The organism is Glaciecola nitratireducens FR1064 (assembly GCF_000226565.1).
In the GTDB taxonomy this organism is placed as follows: domain Bacteria; phylum Pseudomonadota; class Gammaproteobacteria; order Enterobacterales; family Alteromonadaceae; genus Glaciecola; species Glaciecola nitratireducens.
Genome location: NC_016041.1, coordinates 3327122 through 3345250, shown reverse-complemented (window position 1 = coordinate 3345250; position 18129 = coordinate 3327122). Strand labels below are relative to the sequence as shown.

The 18129-nt window shown below is 43.1% G+C and carries 12 protein-coding genes; 4 read left to right on the top strand and 8 right to left on the bottom strand.

Translation table 11 applies throughout. The annotated features are described in order from the left end of the window. The first annotated feature begins 140 nt into the window (after nt 1-140). Nucleotides 141-2579, top strand: coding sequence for a tetratricopeptide repeat protein (locus GNIT_RS14315; RefSeq protein ID WP_014109986.1), 2439 nt, complete (start codon nt 141-143; stop codon nt 2577-2579). A gap of 129 nt (nt 2580-2708) precedes the next feature. Beyond that, entirely contained in the window at nt 2709-3167 is a 459-nt protein-coding gene (locus GNIT_RS14310) for a hypothetical protein (RefSeq protein ID WP_014109985.1), read from the top strand. Nucleotides 3168-3227: 60 nt separating this feature from the next. Here the strand turns inward: GNIT_RS14310 and GNIT_RS14305 are convergent, their stop codons facing one another. From GNIT_RS14305 to GNIT_RS14270, 8 genes are all read right to left on the bottom strand, one after another. After that, complete coding sequence (locus tag GNIT_RS14305) at nt 3228-5144, bottom strand: hypothetical protein (protein WP_014109984.1); 1917 nt, start codon at nt 5142-5144, stop codon at nt 3228-3230. After that, nucleotides 5141-7660 (bottom strand): hypothetical protein, encoded by a 2520-nt coding sequence (locus GNIT_RS14300; RefSeq protein ID WP_014109983.1) that lies wholly within the window; start codon nt 7658-7660, stop codon nt 5141-5143. The genes GNIT_RS14305 and GNIT_RS14300 overlap by 4 nt, the downstream gene beginning before the upstream one ends. Beyond that, complete coding sequence (locus GNIT_RS14295; RefSeq protein WP_014109982.1) at nt 7653-9065, bottom strand: BatA domain-containing protein; 1413 nt, start codon at nt 9063-9065, stop codon at nt 7653-7655. The genes GNIT_RS14300 and GNIT_RS14295 overlap by 8 nt, the downstream gene beginning before the upstream one ends. After that, entirely contained in the window at nt 9062-9961 is a 900-nt protein-coding gene (locus GNIT_RS14290) for a DUF58 domain-containing protein (RefSeq protein WP_041246452.1), read from the bottom strand. The genes GNIT_RS14295 and GNIT_RS14290 overlap by 4 nt, the downstream gene beginning before the upstream one ends. A 74-nt stretch (nt 9962-10035) precedes the next feature. Further along, on the bottom strand, nt 10036-11034 hold the full coding sequence (locus GNIT_RS14285) for an AAA family ATPase (RefSeq protein WP_014109980.1): 999 nt from the start codon (nt 11032-11034) through the stop codon (nt 10036-10038). Between the two features lie 59 nt (nt 11035-11093). Continuing rightward, complete coding sequence (locus GNIT_RS14280) at nt 11094-11753, bottom strand: DUF4159 domain-containing protein (RefSeq protein WP_014109979.1); 660 nt, start codon at nt 11751-11753, stop codon at nt 11094-11096. A gap of 121 nt (nt 11754-11874) precedes the next feature. After that, the gene (locus GNIT_RS14275; protein ID WP_014109978.1) at nt 11875-13218 is read right to left on the bottom strand and encodes a TldD/PmbA family protein; all 1344 of its coding nucleotides are present in this window, start codon (nt 13216-13218) and stop codon (nt 11875-11877) included. A gap of 30 nt (nt 13219-13248) precedes the next feature. Beyond that, nucleotides 13249-14877, bottom strand: a complete 1629-nt coding sequence (locus GNIT_RS14270) for a TldD/PmbA family protein (protein WP_014109977.1) — start codon at nt 14875-14877, stop codon at nt 13249-13251. Between the two features lie 464 nt (nt 14878-15341). On the opposite strand from GNIT_RS14270, the gene GNIT_RS14265 reads away from it, so the two are divergent. Next, complete coding sequence (locus GNIT_RS14265; RefSeq protein ID WP_014109976.1) at nt 15342-16586, top strand: DEAD/DEAH box helicase; 1245 nt, start codon at nt 15342-15344, stop codon at nt 16584-16586. 331 nt (nt 16587-16917) lie between these two features. Continuing rightward, the gene (locus tag GNIT_RS14260) at nt 16918-18114 is read left to right on the top strand and encodes an FAD-dependent monooxygenase (protein WP_014109975.1); all 1197 of its coding nucleotides are present in this window, start codon (nt 16918-16920) and stop codon (nt 18112-18114) included. The last annotated feature ends 15 nt before the right edge of the window (nt 18115-18129 follow it).

Genomic DNA, 18129 nt, shown 5'->3' with positions numbered 1-18129 from the left:
GCTTTATTTATAGCAAGCTATTCAAGAAGTGAATCAACAGTTTCAAAATTAGTTAATAATTCCAACTTGTTGCATAGATCACGCAGAGGGTCTATTCTAAATTAGTACTGCTTAAAAAATAGACTAAATATGAGTAAAGTATGACCGATAACCCTCTGTCATTTATTGATAGTTTTTCTGATATAAAAATAGAACCGTCGCTCAGAGACGGCTTTATGTTGGATGAAATTATGGTCTTTCCGAATAAAGGTGTTGTTGTTAGAAACCAAGAACATCACCATGCCAGTCCTAAGGCTATGGAAGTGCTGTTTATCCTGAGCTGCTGCTCTGGTCATGTGCTGAGTCGCAAAGCTATTTTAGGATATGTATGGGGGGAAGAGTGCACATCTAACTCTAGTTTAAGTTCGGTTATTACCGAATTGAGACACCTACTTGACGACCACACTCAATGCCCTGCATATATTCAAACGCTTCCGCGAAGAGGTTATCGCTTGTTGGTGCATGCACAGCCACTGAATGAAAATATATTGTCAACTGAGGCTCTTCGCACCGCCGCGTATTTAGATGCTGACCCAAAGCAAACACGAGGTAAGTCAGGGCGTATTTTCGGCGGTATCGACTACTGGCGCAAGAGCCGCATGTTGAAGGTCGCAGGCACATATATCGTTATGTCTTGGGTATTAATGCAGGTGATTGCGGTAACCATTCCCGTTATTGACGTCGCTAAATGGTTAGACAAGGTAGCACTCGTCATTTTAATCATTGGGCTTCCTTTAGTTCTGGCCTATAACTGGTGGGCTGAATATAAGCTGCGAAAGTATTTTTTGCGGAAAAATAACAGTCAAATTAGTAACAAAGAAGTATCAATTTATGCGTACCGAGACTTGGCGTTTATTTCGATACTCTTGGTATGTTGCGTTGCATTTAGCGCATTTTTAAGCAAGCAGGCAATAGAAGCAGCAACGGCTGAACCTATTAAAACAGTGGCAAACCCAAGAATAAAGGCCCAGTTTTTAAATAATGCGGTTGCGGTCATGCTATTTAAATATCTGGGGAATGAGTCGTCTGAAAACCTTGATGCTGTTATCCAGTCTGAGCTGTTAGCGTTCTTATCACAATCAGTGAATATTAAGGTAGTTTCCGAAAGGGTACTATCGTCTTTGCCAGAGAGTACATCGCTCCAAAATATCAGAGATTGGACTGGCGCTAAGTATGTTCTCGAGGGAGTTATTCATCAACAAGAGGATAATGTAAAAATTACGACTAGCCTGATCGATAGCGAGAGTGGCCTTCAGATTTGGTCAGCTAATCATACAAATTCACTTGCAGATAAACTTCATTTAATAGACGGCATTTCTCAGCAAGTTTACAACGCACTGACTTTTTTAATTCCGCAAAGCGAAAAGTCTATTATGCAATTTAGACCCACAAACGATATCGCTGCTTATGATTTCTACGTGCGAGCTAAAGCGCTTTTAAAAGATGCTTACAGCGAGGATCAGTTAAAAGAGGTGGAAGATCTATTCTTGAAAGCCATTAAAAGGGATAGCCAATTTGCGCTTGCACGAGTGGGTTTATGTCAAACTTATTTAGAGTATTACTCGTTAGTTAAAATTATCAGAATATTTGAATTAGCAAAGCAGAGCTGCCAACAGAGCATCGATAACAAGGGCAGTGGGCCTGATTCTTATTTTACCCTCGGTTCTCTTTATTTCAGCTCTGGTGAGTATGACTTTGCAGAGCAATCTTTTGGTAAAGGGCTGCAGCTTCAACCGAATAATAGTTTGGGCTTAATGGGTCTTGCAAAAACGTTGGCAAAGCTCGATAAACCAGCCGCAGCCGAACAGCTTTTTATACAGGCAATTAATGCTGAGCCTGGTTACTGGCGAGCATATGCTGAATACGGGGTCTATCTTTTTAGTTCAGGTCAATATTTTGATGCTAGTCTGCAGTTCTACAAGCAAAGCGTCTTGCAACCAAACAGTGAGGCAGCATTTAATAATCTAGGTGCGGCTTACTATTTGGACACTGAGTTTGACAAAGCTACAGACAGCTGGCGCAAAGCGATAAAAATCAGGCCAAGTTCAAACGTTTACAGCAACCTAGGGACGTCGTTATTTTTAGCTAAACGATTTGATGAAGCTATAGAAATGTATCAAGAGGCGATTGAGCTTAATCCTGCTGATTTCATAGTAAAAGGTAATTTAGCTGATGCATTTAAGTATGCCGGGAATTTAAACAACACTGCAAAAGCGTATTATCAGGAGGCTCTCGAACTAGCCAAAGAAAATGAACAAATCAACCCGAATGACATTACTATCAAAGCGAGCATTGCGAGATATCGGTCCGAGTTAGGCATGTGTGAGCAAGCTAACAGCGCCCTATCTGTAATAGAGAAAGCTGGACTTGATGACCCATATACATTCTATGATTTAGCTTTGGTAGCGGGAAATTGCGGAACAACAAAGCAAGTCATCACTTTTTTGCAAAAAACCTTATCGTCTGGGTATTCAGCGAGACTATTGCTTAGTGACCATCAGTTTGGTCGTTATCATAAGCAAATATTAGAAATGCGTTAAATGAAAGGTAGTAATAGCTAATAAATAATAGCGATGTAAATTACAAATTTAAGTAACAAAATATAGTTACGAAAAAGATAAAACAAAAAATAGTTGTTTATTTACGTTACATTACAAAAAGGAATTATTATGTCTATTCAACGTGTTACAAAATTAATAAGTGTAGTCGCCTTTGTGTTCATTAGCCTGCTTGCAGTGGGCGTTGCAAATGCTGGGGATATAAAGAAAAACAATCAAGAATTAATGATAGAAGTAAATGCTTCGGGCTGCGCTTCATCCGTTAATTTAATTTCGCCGGTAGATAACTGCGAAGGCAGTGAGTTTGCAGGTAATTGCGGAAAAAATGGTAAAGACTGTGTCTGTATGCGCGACCAAAAATTTGTCAGCTGGATGATCAGTGCTGACACCCGATTTGAATTGAAATTTAAAGGTACTTCTCCCTTCAAGGACAATTGTAAATTCAAATCAGGCAACAATAAAAAAATTCAATGTAAAATTGAGGCTGGAGACGGCAATTATGATTACGACGTCATCGTAGAGAGTTGCCCCAATCAAGTTTACGACCCTAGGATTATTGTTAAAGCTTAAACGTTGCCGAGGGGGGAGTTTGTTTCTTGGTCAAAGTTTTTGCTTATAAATGCTTCACTTTTATCCAAAAAACTGTTTTCGCTCAACCCATAGCATGCTGAACGCCGCCAATAGCATTGCCCAAAACCATAGAGCTTGAATCAATAATGTCCGAGTAGGAGGCACTGTAGTCTTTATGCTGTAGTGCTGTTTATTCTCTTGCGTGATGCGATAGCGAATCGATTGCTGCCATGTTCGCCATTGTGTTTGCTCATAAGCGAAATAGGCAATGGATGCTGAGTCAGTTTCACCATTCGTAGCTGTCAAATTGTACCAACCTGCTGCTTGAGGTGAATATCTCACGCAAAGAGAATTTACGTCAAGCAGCTGCTCATTGGCTGCGATAGGGCCAGATGCCAAAGCTTGGGTCAAATTGAATTGGGTGTTTTGCGCTGCGTTTAGCACGCATGCTCGCTGAGTTTCGCGCGCTACGATAGGTGACGTAATTATATTTTCTTTCCACTGTAAGTTACTTTTCGTGCGACTGATTTGGCTAAATAACCATTGCCAGTACTGGCTGTGTAAGTCAGCGTTGCCCTGAGTTTTTAATGTGTAAGAAGTGTTGATTAAAGAAACCGCTACCTTCCCTTGACCGTATTCTTGAGTGAGCACTAAGGCCCTATCATTTTGAGTCGACACCACTTGTTTAGCATTAGGTGCGAGTATGTTGGCATTAATGCTGCTCAGCGGCACGTCTAACTGCTGTTGGTCCCATCTTAAATATTCGGCAGGCTGCGTTTCATCGTTGTTTGTTGTTAGCACAATGTCGCGTAGCCAATTTTTCTTCTCGCTCTGCCATTTCGGTATTTGCTGTGTTTGAGCCTGCACCAATACCCCTAAGCCTTTTTTAATTGCTGACTCGAGCGCTACATTTTGCGCTGCACTTAATTCACTCAAGGCCAACTGATCTATTATGAGGAAATCAAAGAAACCGAGAGCCTGTTCAGAAAACGCATCATTGACTAAGATCTTGTCTGCCTCGCTAAGATTAATCTCCTGTCTGATATCTTTATTTTTACTTATTTTAGTCAGTGTAAGTACTTTTCCTCCCGTTTCACTGACTAATATTTGTAAGTGTTTACTTTCAAATGAGGGCGCTGATTGCTTAATCATTATTTTAACGGGGGCTGCATTTATAATTTGAATCGCCACTTGTTCTTCAATCTTTACGCTTGGCTTACTTCGCTCCGTTAGCGTTAGTGAATATTTCCATTGTCCTAATACGTCGGCGCTAATATCGAATGAAAAGGCTTCATTGTCAGATAACAACACAGACTCAATTTCTTGATCGAATGGGTCTTTTAAGCTTAATTTGTATAGTGTACTGGGCGATGCAATATAGCCTTGAACACGACCGCTTATTTGACCAGATTCTGCGACTACAAGCTGAGCAGGCCATCGCATGTCGACTAAACCTAGCGTAGGGGAATATGCCGCTGTTTGTATAACAGGCCTGCTGCTTTCTTCAATACCTGCGTATTGAGCATTCAATAGCGCCCACTCGTTACTCGACAAGCCGTCTCCCAAGATTGTCAAATGGGATATATCAGGGTAATACAAGGGCAATTGCGCAATATCTTCAATGTATGTATTTTCTCCTTGAGCGGAAAGTAGCGTCTTTATCCATTTATCTTCTTGAGTGTTTAATAATACCCAATGTAAAGATTCATCCTCAAGCTGCAGTGCTTCTATTGCTTGCTCGTCGGCATTTTGCGTGAGCAAAGCAATATGCAGGGGTTCCTTCGTTTGATATGAAACGCCAAGCACTAAAGCTAGCAGCGAAAAACAAGCCACAATATTAAGAACGACGACCGATATCCGGCGCAAGGCTGAGTTTTGCTTGAGTCTCTTTAAGGCAAGCGCACAGGTAAATAAAAGGCTAATAAGTACAATGGCGACTATTACAATATTGAAGCCAGATAAAAACCAATGACTCATCGATTAGGCTCCTGACTTGGGGCCGGGCTGAGCTGCAGCAACATCTCTGAGTATGCCTTGCTTGCAGCATTCTGCGTTGAGAGAGCACTTTGACGCAGCAACGGTGGCGCAATTTGGGTAGATAATAATGTGTTTAAATCGACCATGAGGTTTGGCAGGCAGGCTTCACAATTATCAAGGGCAAATGAATTTGCCATTTGGATGCGTTTTATCGTCGCTAACTGTTCTACCCATTCAGGTGACTGATTCAAACGGTCTGTTAGTAACTGTGCCATGTCATCAACGGTCTGTCGCTCACTGGGCGAGAGTTTTTTTTGCAAATTGTCGTGCTGCAGATCGTGCTGCAGGGTAACTGCGTGGTTCACAGCCGCCATAAACGCGAGCACTTTAGTATTGAGATTGGCTGGCAAGGAGGCTTGAGTGCTGCGCTGATAGCTCAATATATCCTTCAATTTTCCTTGGTAACGACGCTCTTCGCTAACTGGAGGCGGCTCGAACCCTAAACGTTTTACATAAATGCGTTCTGCCTGTTTGGCTCGATTCAAATAGTTCAGCGCTTCCTTTTCATAAGGTAAGGCAAGCGCAGGCGATGATAGCTGCAAATGCAATTCTGCTTGCCACATTTCAGCTACTGCGCGTTTCATCAATACTTTTGGATTGATCTGTCCTTCGGATGTTTTGATAAAACCGATGTCAACTTCGCCGTGATTATGACCATATTGTTCGATAACTTGCTGATAACCCGATAAGTCAATGGCTTGGTCGTTGCCGCCTCCGCTGCTGTCGCTTTCATGTGAGTGTTCAGAGTCATGGTTACTTTCTTCATTGCCAGCGCCTTCATCCTCGTCTGAATGGTCATGTTCATCTGCGCTAGGGACAGCCGGGCCCGCTTCCATGGTATGCATAACGCCCGATTCAAACTCATCGCCTAAATATTGACCATAAGACTGCTTTAGGTCGGATTGATCGATAGCGAGTGCACGTGATGTTCGCTTGAATACTTCTGTGCTCATTGAATCCTGTTGCTCAATTAATGCTTCAGTTTCAATAATAATTTGTCGTTGGCTTTTGAAATATTCGGGGATAAAGTCAATTACAACGCCATCGCTTGTAATGCCTTGCTGCTCGTCTTCCAGCCAGCGAACAATTCTTGTTGGCGATATACTTGTTTGTGACTCAGGCGTTTTGTTGTCACTCGCATGAATACTGAAATACAGTTCATCACCTGGTGACATATCAAGGGCAGCCAGATCCCAACGCTTTACATAGCTATTTTTATCGTCTACCTGGGACTCGCTATCTTCGGAAGAGCTATCCTGAGAAGAGCTATCAAAGCTAAATGTTTGATCTCTAAACTTTACCGACTCGCCAGAACCTTTTGCGATGGAAGCAACAATTTTGACATTACTCAAGCCGTAGTCGTCGGATATTTCAACCTCAGTATTCAATACCGGAACGCTATTTTTGGCTAATTCGGTAATTGTTAACAAGGGTTGTTTAATCTTGATGACGGGTTTTGCATCCATTTTAACGCTTAGCGTAGCAATATCGGTTGAAAAGTTGGCGCTGGGTGTGAATTGCATAATGGAATAAACTGCTGCTGCATTAGCGACATAAGTTAAGCTGTAACCGCGCTCTATTCTTGCAAACGGCAGTACGTCTCCGTTACTTAAGGTTAATTCAAATTCAGCGTTATTATTTACCCCTTCGTTATTATCTACCCCTTCGTTATCATCAAGTGGAATGAGCCACTCAATGACAGAGCCTTGCAGAACGTTAATATCTAATTCGCTTTGCGAAAAACTGGGTTGCTGCGTGTAACTTGGTGCATTAACAGAAACGATCAGTTGAGGTAAGTAATTAGCAACGACTTTCTGCTTAGGCACATTCACGTTCACAGGGCTTTCTGATGAATATTCCTGATGATTGGCTGAAATAACGCCAATCACTAATACAGCACTCGCCAGGATTGTAAAAAGCAGACGTATGAACGTTTTTTGACGATTGCTCGTTAGCTGCAATATAGGCTCAGACGACCCAAGTATGTTTAATAGCGAGGGTAAAACCCGCTGTAATTGCATTGACTGTAATACGGATAAATCGCTGGGCGCAAACAGGGCCAAATGCGCACTCTCTTCCAGTGCTGGATATTCTCTATTTAAGTGATGGAGCAACTCTGAGTATGTCGGACTGGCTTTTCTTCGATACAACAAATAAAGAAAGTAAATGACAAATAGGGTAATTGAAAGCACTAGCCAAAGCATTAAGGCTGGGACCAATGTAAATAATATCTCAACAGTTTGTTTGTTTAGTAGGGTTTGCCCTAGTGCCGAAAGCTTAGCCACGGCGTCAGGCCAAAAAATGATATACAGCGCGACTAATATCGCACTAGCTGGAATACCATACCTGCACGCTTTTATTATCGAATGCTGCATGCGCTGGCGCTTAATCCCCTCTAGGTGAGGATTAATTAGTGCTTGGATAGTACCGGAGTAAGTATTCAAAATGCTATCCATTCTTGCTCAGCGTGCCATTATCATTCAGCGTGGCTGTGGTTTGGGCAAATTTAAGTGACTCACTCATCAATCGCTCGAGCACAAATAAAATGAGCAGAACAAGTATTAGAATGCGTTGGAAAGGGTGCTCATTCGGATTTGCTAGGGGCGATACGATTGCTGCGTCGCTTGCGCTAGACTTATCGTTCATCTCAATTTTTTCGTTCAATATAGACGTGCTAAACAGCGCTAATTCTCGCTGTCTTTTTGCGAATACAACTTGTCCTAAGGCAGCAATAAACTCGAGTTCGTTAGGAGGCGGCAATGACGATAAGGAAACGGCATTGGGGTGAAGGCTAGTCGTATGGTTCAGCGCAAAATCGACAATTAAGGCATCATATTTTACATAGCTTAACGGTTTTGCATTTGTAGCGTTGCGCTTCTCATTTTGTGTAATGGTGTCGTCAGCCGTTGGAGGACTTGAGTTGGCTTTGTCTGGCGTTGCTTGAGCAAACATATAATCAGCAGCATCTGCTTCAATAATATCAATCTCGATGGGATGTATGAGGGCCAAGGCGCTAAGTGCTTGCTCAAGTAAAAATAAAGTTTGTGAAGAATTAGATAACTGATCCGTCCGAATGATGGCGACCTGAATCGGTGCTTTTTCGGTGGCGGTAGCATCAGCATCAGGCAGACCCTTGATATGCCACTGCAGCTCATGCTCAATATAAGGTCGGACACCGATAAATTGTGAATGCCGGTTACTGGTGTATACGTGAATAGGCGAATCTATTGGCACGTTAGTCGAGATTGCGTGAACAATTGACCAAATATTATCTATTAATCTTAGCTGCATAGTGGGTTTTCTGGCATTACCTGCTGCGTCGCTATTGTTGTTAAAGGCGTCATTCCAAGCGATGTCCGTGTCAGCTTGGGCAAACACTTTATTTTGCTGTGCAAGGCTAATGAAATCGCTTTTATCTACACGGCTTATCTTTTCTTTTGCATTGGCATAATGAATAAGAATGACTTCTTGAGTTTGCGCAATACTTTGCTCGCTAGTTAACGCCGTCAGCAAAGTTTGTTGGCTTTCTGGGCTTGAGAGTGTCCACCAGTCTTGAGTAATTACCAGCGTAGGCGCTGAAGAGGGTAAGGATAATGCTTGGGCTAAAGACTGTTTTAACCATGATTCAGACCACCAGTCACTGAGCAATGCTAATGTTAACAATGCGCAGGCGCTAGCGACCAACAACAAGCGCACCAGTAACAGCCATTTTTGCCGCAGTTGAATTTGTAATTCGTTCGGCGCTGCTTGTTTTGGCAATAGATCTAAAAACGGAAAAGGAACGACTTTACCTTCACTGCGGCTAAAAATATGCACCGCAACAGGTATTGCTAAGGCTAAAAAGACCCATAACCCAATCATAAAGATTTCGCTCGTACTTTTAGAAAGCGACGCAAGGTTGCATCCATAGGCTCATCTATGTTGACCTGATAGTGAGTAATACCCATGCTTTGCAATTTATTTTGCAGGCCTAAGTTAAAATTAGACAAATTGTCTAAATACGCTTTTTTAGCGGCTGCTGCAGATAAAGTAAGCCGTTGTTTGCTTTCTCTATCTTCAAAGTGCACAAGACCTTTGTAAGCGAAACTCAGCTCATCTTGACTGATAAGCTGCATGCCAATGACGTCTGTTCTAGGACTTTGCAAGTGCTGCAAAGCCCCTATTATTTCATCTTGATTTTCATAGAAGTCGCTCAGCATGATAATAACGCCGTGCTCGCGCACCTTTGCCAGTTGCTGCTGAATAAAATCGAGTGAGGGGAACATCGTGCCTGACTCAAGCTTTGCTAAATGCAGCACTGTCTTTTGCCAATGCTGATAGCCAGAATGAGCAGGCAATAGCTCTGCAGCATGACTAGATAAACCGAGTAAACCAACAGAGTCACCCTGCTGCTGCGCTAAGTAACTCATAGTTGCCACTAAATGCTTAGCGTAATCTAGTTTATGCCAAGCGCCTTTTACGCTAACTGAAGACTGTTGCAACATAGACGCGCTTGCATCAATTAAAAACCACACTTGAATATTACTTTCGCGCTCTGCTTCGCGCACAAAATAACGATCACTGCGCGCAAATAGTTTCCAGTCAATATTGCTAAGAGGATCACCTGGCTCGTAAGCCCTATATTGACTAAACTCCATGCCGCTGCCGCGCTGTTGACTTGTATGCATGCCGTATAAAAAACCCTGAGCCACTGTTTTTGCAACAAGCGGCAGGTCCTTTAGTTGTGCTAGCAGAGCTGGATTGATTAAAGTGTGCATAACAAAAAGCAAAGCATCCTAATGTTGCGTTATCTGTTCAAGGTGACTGTTCAAGGCACTTGGTTTAATTGAAACTAAGAGCTCAGAGCGCTTTGTGGTTTCGGTACAGCTTTCAGTAAAGCGTCGATTAATGTGTTGGTCGTTACGCCTTCAGCTTCGGCTTTGAAATTCAGTAGAATTCTATGTCGTAATACGCTGTGGGCAATGCTTTGAATGTCGGCTATTGTCACCGCAAAACGATGGTTCAAAAGCGCTTGGGCTTTAGCGCAAAGGACTAAAGCTTGTCCGGCTCTCGGTCCAGCTCCCCAGCGCACATAATCAATCACTTCATCAATACTGGCGCCTTCGGTACGTGTACTGCGCACTAAGTCAGATACATACTGTAATAAGGGCTCGCCAATTTCAACTTGACGAGTGAGGTCCTGTAAAGCAATCACCTCATCCGCATTCAAGGTTTGCTCAGGCTTAGCAACATAGGTGCCGGTCGTTCGTTTTAGTATTTCTATCTCATCTAACGAGCTTGGGTAATCAACTCTAATAAACATTAAAAAACGGTCAAGCTGAGCTTCGGGTAGGGGATATGTGCCCGCTTGTTCAACAGGATTCTGAGTTGCCAAAACAAAGAAAGGTCGCGGCAAGGGGTAATGTTTACCACCATAGCTCACGTGTTTTTCTTGCATGGCCTCAAGTAGCGCAGCCTGAGTTTTTGCCGGGGTTCGGTTAATTTCGTCGGCCAATAGTATATTCGTGAACACAGGACCTTGTTGGAACTTAAAGAAGCGTTCGCCACTATTTTTATCGGTTTCTAAAATTTCGGTCCCCACAATGTCGCTTGGCATAAGATCAGGGGTAAATTGTACTCGTTTAAAATCCAGCTCTAAGGTGTCTGACAAGGTGCTTACCATAAGCGTTTTCGCTAGGCCAGGTACTCCTTCTAGCAAACAGTGACCGCCTGCCATTATGCTAACAAGTAATTGCGTGACGACATCTTTTTGGCCCACTATCACTTTACCGACCTCATCGCTAACTAAGTCTAACTTAGCCAGTAAAGCATTAACTTGTTCTTCATTCATTTGAGGCTATCTCTTATTTTTATTATTGGTTTTATTTGAAAATTGAAACTCTATTCAGGCTAGGCCGTCATGGCGTAGACCACAATGTTGACGGCAAACTTGGTGTTATCGACTCTTAACCAACGTTTGTTTCGGAAGTCGTAATCCCATTCGCAGCCTAAGTCTTTATTACTGTAAAGCACCGCAATACGGCCGTTTATCTCAATCGCTTTTAAGTATTCATGAACCAAATCATCGCCCCATCCATTCAACTCAACAGAGGTACGCGGTGGACCATCAAATTCGAAGAAAGAGGAGTAAATAGGGTGATCATTAGGGATTTTTTGCAATGCTTCTGCGCCAAACATTTGGGCCATTTGCGCTTCAAATGTGCGCGCAAACATGCCGTCTATGTCGTGGTTACAGTCGTCAACAAACACAAACCCGCCGTTTTCCACGTAGGTTTTGAAGTGCTGTCGTTCTTGAGAATTGAACTGTACCAAACGGTGTCCAGCCATATAGCAAAAGGGCGAACTGAGCATCGTGGGGTCAGAAAGTGCAATCACCCGCTCAGTTAAATCAACTCGCAGGCTGGTGTATTCAATCAAGGAATTGAGGACGTTAGCGGGCATACGCTCGTCAACCTCCCAATTCCCCGATTCATAGCTTAGGCGCGTAAAATAAAAGTCGTATTCACTGCTCAATCCGTGTGCTGCAGTGAGTGGCAGAGCCGAGCTCACTGCTACCGCCAAGATCGATTGAATAAACTGTCGGCGATTTACATTTACCACTTCCGTTTTGTCCTACTTCGTTTATTCACACTCACTCTATTCACGCTTACCTATGCCATTTTACTTACCACTATACCGCGTCAGATAAACTGCTGAAGGTAAAGTCACGTATCTTCATCGGCGGTATCATGTTGCCATCGATCCGCTCAGGTTTACCTAGTGCTTCTATATTATTGAGCATCACAATTGGGCTCTCGTTAAAACGAAAGTTCTTAATCGGATATTTAATTTTGCCATCTTCAATATAGAATGTGCCATCGCGGGTTAAGCCTGTATACAAGAGGCTTTGCGGGTCGAGAGAGCGTATATACCATAAACGGGTTACCAATATGCCACGGCGCGTACTCTTGATCATATCTTCAAGCGACTGATCGCCGCCATCCATGATGATGTTGCCGCCACTAGGCATATAAGGCACTTCTGTTTTTTTCGCCCAGTAGGGTGAATTAGGCATATTAACTACCACACCATTCTTAATCCAGTCGGTGCGCTTGCGCGGGTAGCCGTTCCCGCCGAAAGGTGCTGCGGGTGCTATGGGATGCTGCGGGTCACTATAAATATTGACCACCTCATCGAACATTTTCTCACCTAGGCGGTTTTTCGGAGCTTTGCTAGCATCTTCACCTTCTTTAAGTTTGTAGCTTAAGAAGCTTCTGCCTTCATCAGCGCCGCGTTGCCCAAAATTACGCACCATGTTGCCCAATAAACCGACGCTTGCTGCAGGCTCAAGAATAACAGTGTATTTACCTGGCTCTAATGCTTTTGCATCAACGGAGTTTTTAGATTTCATAATGGCGATGCTTGACGCTTTAGCTGTATCTAATAGCTTATAATCACTGTAGTTTCGTGTTACCCAGCCGGAACCCTTGCCGTCTTCAGTACGAATTGTCACTGAAAAATCAACGTTGGTATCTTTGTTATAAGCGAACAAACCTTTATTGTTCATAATAGCTCTGAACCGAACTTGCTCTTCTAAAAATCCTGCAGCCACTAACTTATTCTTTTTGGAAGGAGCAATGCTATCTTCAGCAGCTTGCGCTCTATCTTCTGGACTGATTGAAGCGGTTGACTCAAAGTAGGTATTTGACGGTAAGTATTTTTGCGGGCCGAAGTTTGGCATATACTCTTCGTTTTCAGGCGCTAGTTTCGCTAGCTCTTCTGAGCGCTCTACGACTTTTGCCAAAGAGGCGTCGTCAAATTCGTTAATAGTCGCAGTGCCGGTGCGTTTACCAAAGGTAGATTGCACTACCAACACTAAATCGCTCTCTTCACCCGCTGTAGAAACGGTATTGCGTGCATAGCGTATATTGCCACCTATATTTCCATCTAAATTACATTCCACTTGGTCGGCTTTAGACAGTTTTATTACTTTTTCTAGCAGCGCTTTTGCATTGGCTTCAGATAATATAGTCATTCTTAATATTCCTTTTTATTCGCTGCTAACTTATACGTTACGTGCGGTATTGATCACGTTGATGTTATTGAATCGAGTGGTTGGACAACCATGCGAAACCGCGCTTACCTGAGAAGGTTGGCCTTTGCCGTCAAAGAACGAACCGCCGACTCTGTAGTCAGATTTTCCCGCCATTTGAGTGCAGCTATTCCAGAACTCTTGCGTGTTTGATTGGTAAGCAACATCTTCAATTTGGTCTACAATTTTGCCGTCTTTAATTTCATAAAACAGCTGACCACCAAATTGGAAGTTATAACGCTGTTGGTCAATTGAGAACGAGCCACGACCGGCAATGTAAATGCCTTTTTCCACGTCTTTGATAACGTCTTCAGCTGAAATATCTTTCGGGTTGGGCTTCAATGATACGTTTGACATGCGTTGAAATTGAACATCGCGCCAGCTTTGAGAGTAGCTGCAGCCATGCGATTCGTTTTGGTCAATCATATGTACTTGATCGCGCGTGGCTTGATAGTTAACCAAAATACCGTCTTTTACCAAGTCCCACTCTTTGGTTTTAACGCCTTCGTCATCATAAGCAACGTTACCAAGCGAATAAGGCTGAGTTTTATCGGCAAACAGGTTAACGATATCAGAACCATACTGGAATTTTCCGCTCTTCCATTTGTCGAGCGTAGCGAAACTGGTGCCAGCATAGTTGGCTTCGTAGCCTAATACTCTATCAAGCTCCAGTGGATGTCCTACCGACTCATGAATGGTCAGCATTAAGTGTGCAGGGTCTAATACTAAGTCATATTTACCTGGCTCAACCGACTTCGCTTTTAGCTTAGCTTTGAGTTGTTTACCCGCAGCTGCTGCATCTTCTAGCATGTCATAAGAGTTGTTATAGCCGACGTTCGCGCCAGTAATTTTGATTTTGTCTTTCTCGAGGCCGTCCAAATATTCGTAGCCCATACCTACAGGGTTACCCAAACCAGTGCGCTGTTTAAAGCCATCTGGACCAACTGCAGTAGCAGTAAATGGTGCCCATAAACGGTGTACGTCTTGGTCGATATAAGATCCGTCAGTAGACGCGAAGTATTTTTGCTCATTGACTAGAAACAACGTCGAACTAATAAAGTTAGCGCCATTTGCCATGGCTGCATCGTTTACTGATAACAGCAAATCGACCTTGTCTTTAATCGGCACTTCAAAAGCGTTTTTTGTAATAGGAGTCTGCCACTTTACGTCGCCTACACCTTTTACTGGGGCTAATTTAACCGGAGAAGTTTGGAACTTGGAGTTAGCTTTTGCTACCGCTACCGCACGCTGAGCAGTTTGCGCAATGCTATCAGGAGTCATATTAGAAGTAGACGCAAATCCCCACGTACCGTTGGCAATAACGCGAATACCAATACCTGCAGACTCGGTGTTTACAATGTTATCTACTCGGGTTTCGCTAGTTCTGACAAACTGGTTCAAGTAGCGGCCAATACGCGCATCGGCATAAGTTGCGCCAGCTGCTTTTGCTGCGTTGAGAGCAATGTCGGCTAGCTTTTTCTTGTAAGCCACATCCATCGGTTTATCGAGTAGTTGATCAAGTGATACTGCCATGCCGCTTACAGGCATTAATAATGCCCCCATGCCAGCGCCGCCTAACTTGATAAAGTCGCGTCTTTCCATTGGTTATCCCTTCTGCATTTATTGTCGTTTTAGATATGATTTATTGTTCTAATTTTAATTTCACCCCAATATCAGGATTATAGCGAAAATAAACCATAATCCTGCGCTGTGCAACACAGATTGATTTCATTGAGGTTTGAGTGTTTGAATAGACTAAAGTTTATTAATTTAATTTACTTATTCGTCATAATCAACTTTAAGGCAAATTTAGCATCCTTTGTGAATTTTACGTTACTCGATGATGAAATAGCACAGTCACAAACAAGAGGCTTTAGTGGCCTCGTCATAACTATTATAAAAAAGATGCGAGGTTGATGAATAAGTGTATTGTACGTGTCGTTGCAAATGCTATTCTCTTGCCCAATTTGAGAGCCGCCAGCGCAGCTCTTTTAGCCTGACAACAAGTATTTAGCCATTGCCCAAATAGTGCGAAGGTGTTGATATTAATCGAGGAATATTTATTTATGTCATTTAGCTCTCTAGGCTTATGCGATGAGCTTTTGAAAACCTTACAAGAGCAAGGCTATGAATCGCCATCGCCAATACAAGCAAAAGCGATTCCAGTAGTGTTGAATCATCATGACGTTATGGCGGTAGCACAGACCGGCACTGGTAAAACTGCGGCTTTCACATTGCCTATTATTCAGCTCTTGGCAGGTGGTGAAAACTCTCAAGCTCAATCTCCACGTGCGCTGGTAATTGTGCCTACTAGAGAGCTTGCAGCTCAGGTTGGTGAGAACGTACAAAACTACAGTCGCCATATGAATATTCGGTCAGCGGCTGTGTTTGGTGGTGTGAGGATTGAGCCGCAAATATTCCAGTTACAGAACGGGGTAGATTTGCTTGTTGCTACTCCTGGTCGTTTGATTGATCTATTTAATCAAGGAGCGTTGAATTTTGAACGCCTTGATATATTGGTGTTAGACGAGGCCGATCGTATGTTGGACTTAGGGTTTATCGACGATATTCGTCGCATCCAAATGCTACTGCCTATAAAACGCCAAACCTTGATGTTTTCAGCTACTTTTTCTAAGCAGATAAAGACGCTTGCTAAAGACATGTTAACTAATCCAGTTTCAATTGAAGTGGCTATTGAGAAAAGCGCTATCGACAAGATTAAGCAGCAACTGCACCCTGTAGACAAAGGACGCAAAGCTGAGCTGCTGATTCATTTACTTAAAAAACACAATTGGAAGCAAGTTCTGGTCTTCATTCGCACTAAGCTCGATGCGGATCGTTTGGCTGCGCAGTTAGAAAACTCAGGCATTGGCGCTGCATCAATTCATGCAAACAGAACTCAGCATGCAAGAACTCAAGCCTTGGACGGCTTCAAAAGTGGCAGTATTCAAGTGCTCGTCGCCACCGATATCGCCTCTCGTGGCATTAATGTTCATCAACTGCCGTGCGTTATTAACTTTAATCTTCCCTACATACCCGAAGATTATACACATCGCATTGGTCGCACTGGGCGTGCCGGCACTTCAGGTTTAGCGATTTCATTTTTCAGTGAGGATGAATCTAAGCAGTTGAAGGCTATTGAGCGCGCAACCGGTCGTCAGTTGAAGCGTGAAATAATCTCTGGTTTTGCGCCCATTCAGAAAGTATCAACAGAGTCAGTGAATGATGACGAGTATGGTAATTTTGAGGCTGACCCGATATCCGACCGTCGAGGAAGATCTCGAGGTCGTAAAGGCCGCAGCCGTAAATAACTTTTTCGAAAACGAGAGTGTTATTCTTATCACCCATCAACTTTTTTGTTTTTACGCTTGAATATGCGACCTAGCAGAGCCCCGGCAATAATTAATATAAACACGCCGATCATCTCATAGTTATTATTAACGACATAAATTCCGAATAAATGCCTGTGGCTTAGTTCAAAGAGCAGAGATTCAACTGCCTGAGTGAATCAAAGCGAATTTTTTCTATTCTCTATTACGTACCTGAGCGCTGTAAGCTTGCTTTGTCATTATCTTGCTTTATCTGAACATGGAAACGAACTACTATTACTCGCATACCAGTCTACATTGCAGGATAGTTCTTTTGGGTAAAAAAATTGTTATTGCGGGCGCAGGTATCGGTGGTTTGTGTGCTGCCTTAGCGCTGGCTAAACGTAACTTTGAGGTGGTAGTTTACGAACAAAGTTCCCAACTTGGTGAAGTAGGCGCCGGACTACAGCTTAGTTCGAATGCTATGCATGTATTAGAAGCCCTTGGTGTAGCCGATGAAGTTAACGCTAAGGCATTTGCACCAACGTCGGCTGTTATGCGTCACTATCAAACAGGTAAAACTTACTTTACTGTGCTTTTGGGAAATGCAGCTACACAAAAATACGGCGCTCATTATCAACATATTCACCGGGCTGACTTACATACTGTTCTTTATACTGCCTGTAAAAAAATGAACGTAAGTATTCATTTAGGCAAAGGCGTTCAAAGTTACCAGCAGACCTTACAAAATATTAGCATACAGTTGAGTGACCATGAGTCCATAGAGGCTGATTTACTGATAGGGGCCGACGGCATCAAATCAAAAGTGCAAGCCTGTATGTTGGGTGAAACACCTGCTGAATTTACCGGACAAGTCGCCTGGCGCGGGGTAGTCGAAGCTAACAAACTTCCTAAAGGTTTAGTTAAACCCAATGCAAATCTGTGGGTAGGCCCTGGCAAGCATTTTGTGAGTTATTACTTGCGCGGCGGCGAATTAGTTAACTTTGTTGCTGTGCAAGAGCGCATCGATTGGCAAAAGGAATCGTGGAATGAGCCTGGTGATATCAACGAGCTGCGCGACACCTTTGCTGGTTGGCATCCAGAAGTAACTGAATTATTGAGCGCGGCAGAGCATTGTTTTCTATGGGCCTTGTTCGACAGGAAACCCCTCAAACAATGGTCGGATCGAAACGTGACGCTTTTAGGTGATGCTTGTCATCCCATGTTGCCATTTTTAGCACAAGGCGCGGCGATGGCCATTGAAGACAGCTATGCTTTGGCGCATTGCCTAGCTAGTGATGTTGATACTCAAACTGCGCTGCAAACGTACCAAAACATTCGCCTACCACGCACACGCAATATTCAACTCAATGCGCGTAAAAATGCTGCTTTGTATCACATGAGCACGCCTATTGAGCAAGCTAAATTAGCGATTCTTTCGGGTTTATCCAACGTTGGTCTAAGCGACACAGTTGCGGCGAGTAAGCTTGATTACATTTACGGATATAATATTGTCGGGCAGTTAAACTGAATAATTAGAGTGTGA